At 66.9% G+C, this 3771-nt stretch carries 4 protein-coding genes and 1 pseudogene; 1 reads left to right on the forward strand and 4 read right to left on the reverse strand.

All coding sequences use genetic code 11. The annotated features are described in order from the left end of the window. From VH499_RS15085 to VH499_RS15095, 3 genes are all read right to left on the reverse strand, one after another. Positions 1–851: amino acid ABC transporter substrate-binding protein (locus tag VH499_RS15085; RefSeq protein WP_332053565.1), on the reverse strand; the 851-nt coding region annotated here is incomplete at its 3' end. Positions 852–926: 75 nt separating this feature from the next. Continuing rightward, positions 927–2183 carry an MgtC/SapB family protein gene (locus VH499_RS15090; RefSeq protein ID WP_332053566.1) on the reverse strand — a complete coding sequence of 419 codons (1257 nt, stop codon included), beginning with the start codon at positions 2181–2183 and terminating at the stop codon, positions 927–929. Positions 2184–2220: 37 nt separating this feature from the next. Beyond that, positions 2221–2916: a VIT1/CCC1 transporter family protein gene (locus VH499_RS15095; protein ID WP_332053567.1), complete on the reverse strand. Its 696-nt coding sequence runs from the start codon at positions 2914–2916 to the stop codon at positions 2221–2223. A gap of 139 nt (positions 2917–3055) precedes the next feature. Here VH499_RS15095 and VH499_RS15100 point away from each other — a divergent pair, with 139 nt between their 5' ends. After that, positions 3056–3610 (forward strand): cytochrome b, encoded by a 555-nt coding sequence (locus VH499_RS15100; RefSeq protein WP_332053568.1) that lies wholly within the window; start codon positions 3056–3058, stop codon positions 3608–3610. A gap of 3 nt (positions 3611–3613) precedes the next feature. Here VH499_RS15100 and VH499_RS15105 read toward each other — a convergent pair. Beyond that, positions 3614–3771: pseudogene (locus tag VH499_RS15105) on the reverse strand (acyl-phosphate--glycerol-3-phosphate O-acyltransferase); the annotation flags it as partial.

Consider the following 3771-nt stretch of genomic DNA (forward strand, 5'->3'; position numbering starts at 1 on the left):
GTGCCGAGGATGCGCTTGATGTTGGGATTGTCGCTCTTCAGCATCTCGTCGACGTTCTTCGACGTGATGCCGTACTCCTCGGCCTCGATCATCGCGAACTGCGCCCAGCGCACGATGTCGGCGAACTGGTTGTCGCCGTGCCGCACCGCCGGCCCCAGCGGCTCCTTGGAGATGATCTCGGGCAGCACGACGAAATCGTCCGGCGTCAGCGGCGGCGGCGGGTTGGCCACGCGCGTGGCGAACAGGCGGGCGCGGTCGCCGGTATAGACGTCGCAGCGGCCCGAGAAGAAGGCGGCGCGGATCTGGTCGGCATCCTCGATGATGACCGGCTTGAAGGTCATCTTCTGGGCGCGGAAATAGTCGGCGATGTTGAGCTCGGTGGTGCTGCCCGAGGGCACGCAGATCGAGGCGCCGTTCAGCTCCCTGGCGCTCTTCACGCCGAGCTTCTTCGGCACCATGAAGCCCTGGCCGTCGTAGTAGGTGACGCCGGTGAAGTCGAGCCCGAGCGCCGAATCGCGCGTCAGGGTCCAGGTCGTGTTGTTGGACAGCAGGTCGACCTCGCCCGACTGCAGCGCGGTGAAGCGCTGCTGGCCCGACACCGGCACATACTTGACCTTCTCCGAATCGCCGAAGATCACCGCCGCCACCGCGTGGCAGACATCGACGTCCATGCCGCTCCACTTGCCCTGGCTGTCGGCCGTCATGAAGCCGGCCAGGCCGCCCGCCGCCACGCCGCAGATCAGCGTGCCCCGCGCGCGCACGGCGTCGAGGTCCTTGCCCGCGAATGCCGGGCCCGAGGATGAGATCGCGGCGGCCAGACCGGCCATCGTCGTCAGAAGCAGTCTCTTCATTACAGACTCCCTGTCTAAGCCCTCGGGTCGAGCTCATGTTGAAGCGATGTCGATCCGACGTCGATATCTCGTTTGCTAAGGGCCAAGAGGCCAGGCAATTGCCGCGCTTCCCCATGCCGCAAGCGCGACAGCAATCAGCCCCGGAATGACGCGTATGGCGAAAGCATTGCCGCCCTTGGCCGCGGCCAGCATCTTGCCGAGCGTGTTCGTCGAGAAGGCTGCCAATATCGGAACCACGGCGTCGCCCGCGCCCAGTTTTCCCGTGGCGACGAGCGTTGCAATCGAGACCGCTGCGGCGTGGGTGTCGGCCAGGCCGCCGATGGCGGCGGCCACAAGGGCCCCAGTGCTTCCGAAGTGCTTTTGAAGGACCGCAGAAGCGACAATGATGACGGCAAGGATGGCGGCGAACGCCAGGGCAGCGGGAAGGCTGAAAGCGCGGTCTGACCGGTGCCCGCCGCCGTCCTTTTGAGCCAGTGCGCGTGCCATGAAGAGCGCGCCATAGCCGAGGGCGACGATGCCGGCCCCGAGCAACGGCGCAGAGAGGTCACGGAGAACGGCCATGCTGGTTGCGCCGAGCACGGCGGCCAGCTGAACGATCGTGGCGACGGTCGAAAGCACCGCACCTGCCGCGGCCGCCTTCAGCATGTGAGGGGCATTTTTCGCGCGCTCGCCCATCGCCGCGATGGTGGCGATGCTCGATATGAAGCCGGATGCGAGGCCGGCGAGCGGCAGCCCGAACCTGGAGCCGGCGATCCTGGTCAGGATGTAGCCGAGGCTGCTCACTCCCATGATGAGGATCACGATCAGCCAAAGGGAGCGGAGGTTCAGCGCACCATAGGGGCCGATTGCAGCATCCGGCAGCAGAGGAAAGACGATGAGCGAAGCGCCGGCGAAGATCAGGGCGTCCCGAATGTCGGCTTCGGAGAGGATGTCACGAACAAAACCATGCAGAGGAGACCGGGCGTGAAGCAGGCCTGCCACGAGCGTGCCCAGCCCCGCTGCGACCAGCGCTTCGCGCATGGCCAACGCGCCGAGCAGCGTCGTGAGCACGAGGGCGACCTCGGTCGTGATGCCCGGATCGACATCGCGCGTGCGCCAGTACGAGATCGCAGCCAGGATGGTGATGCCCAGCGTCACCACGGCGAGCAAGATTTCCCCGCCGACGGCGAAGCTGACGGCGCCGGCGACCGACGCCACCGCGAACGTCCGCAAGCCGGCTGCGGCCCTCGCCGGTCCCGCGCCCTTGCGACGCTCCCGGTCGGCGCCGATGAGCAGGCCAATGCCCAGGGCCACTGCCAGTCCGACGAGAAGGAAGGACGTGATTGTTGTCACGGGCGGCGCCGGGAATGGTCGCGACGGATGATACGCCTCAGGCGATGAGTCTGGCGACCGCGAAGGCGACGCCCGCCGCAAGGCCGCCGACCAGCAGAGTTTCCAATGCGCCGCGCAGAACCGGCACGGCGGTCAGGCGCGCCTTGACGGCGCCGAAGCAGAGGAGGGCGATACCGGTCACGATCACCGACGCGAGCAGCGCGCGGTGCGCATCGGCGAGGAGGAAGTAGGCCGCCAGCGGTACCAGCCCACCCAGCATATACGACCCTCCGATCGTCAGCGCGCTGATCGGCGCGCGCCTGGGATTCGGCGCGTCGAGGCCGAGCTCGTGGCGCATCATGAAGTCGACCCAGCGCGCGGGCTCGGCCGAGATCGCCGACACCACCGCATCGAGTTGCGTACCGCGCAGGCCGTAGCCCTGGAAGATTTCCGCGATCTCGCGTCGCTCGCGGTCGGCAAGATGCTCGACCTCGTGCGTCTCGCGCCGCCGCTCGGACTGGTAGTGCTGGGCGTCGGTGCGCGCGGCGAGGTAGCCGCCCAGGCCCATCGCGATGGCGCCGGCGGCGACCTCGGCCAGGCCGGCCACGACAATGATGTCGGTCGAGGCCACGGCGCCGGAAAGGCCGGCCGCCAGCGCGAACGGAACCGTGAGGCCGTCGGCCATGCCGATGACGACGTCCCTGACCGTCTCCGAGGAGGAGAAATGGCGCTCGATGTGGGGCGTCGTCGGCAAATCACTCGCACTCGCTGGGGCGGTTCGTCTGCCTCTCCTAGAGGGCGCGCATGAAGATCTCTTTGATCGATGTCAATGCGACTGCAGCACCTGCGGATGATGAACGTTTTGCATCGAGCCGAATCAGTCAGGGCGTGTCATGACCCCATCCGGCGAACAGAGTTCCTACGGTCCGATCCCCAAGTCGCTGCACTGGATTGCCGCGCTCTGCGTCCTGTTGGCCTGGACGATCGGCACCATTGGCGACGACATCCCGAAGTCGATGGAGAAAGCGGTCCTTTCGATCCACATGTCGCTGGGTATCGCCGTGCTCGCCCTCCTGATCGTGCGCCTCTTGTGGCGAGGCGTGAGTCCCCAGCCGGCGCTGGAGACCCGCTTCAGCCCATGGTCGGGCTATCTGGCATCAACCAGCCACTGGTTGCTCTATATCCTCATGGCCGCCGTCCCCGTGGCAGGCATCCTTCTGCAGTTTGCGCGCGGCGAGGCCCTCTCCGTGTTCGGTCTGGTCCAGATCGCGTCGCCGTGGACCTCGGATCGTGCACTCGCGCGCTCGTTCAAGGAGGTCCACGAAGTGCTGGCCAATGCGCTGGTGATCCTGGCGGCACTTCACGTCGTCGCCGCGCTGTTCCATCATTTCGTCCTCAGGGACCGCACGCTCATTCGCATGTTGCCCGGGCGTCACAGGTTCGAGTGAACCTCAGGACGCCCGGTTCGCACCCAGCCGCGGCTCCGTCCCGGCCAGCAGCCGCTGGATGTTGGCACGATGGCGCACGATCACGTAGAGGCCGCCGGCGATCACCAGCAACCGGTAGGGCAGGGGTTGCTCCAGGCCGCAGACGAGGACGATCGCCGTCA

The sequence above is a fragment of the Reyranella sp. genome (genome assembly GCF_036558665.1).
Taxonomy (GTDB): Bacteria; Pseudomonadota; Alphaproteobacteria; order Reyranellales; family Reyranellaceae; genus Reyranella.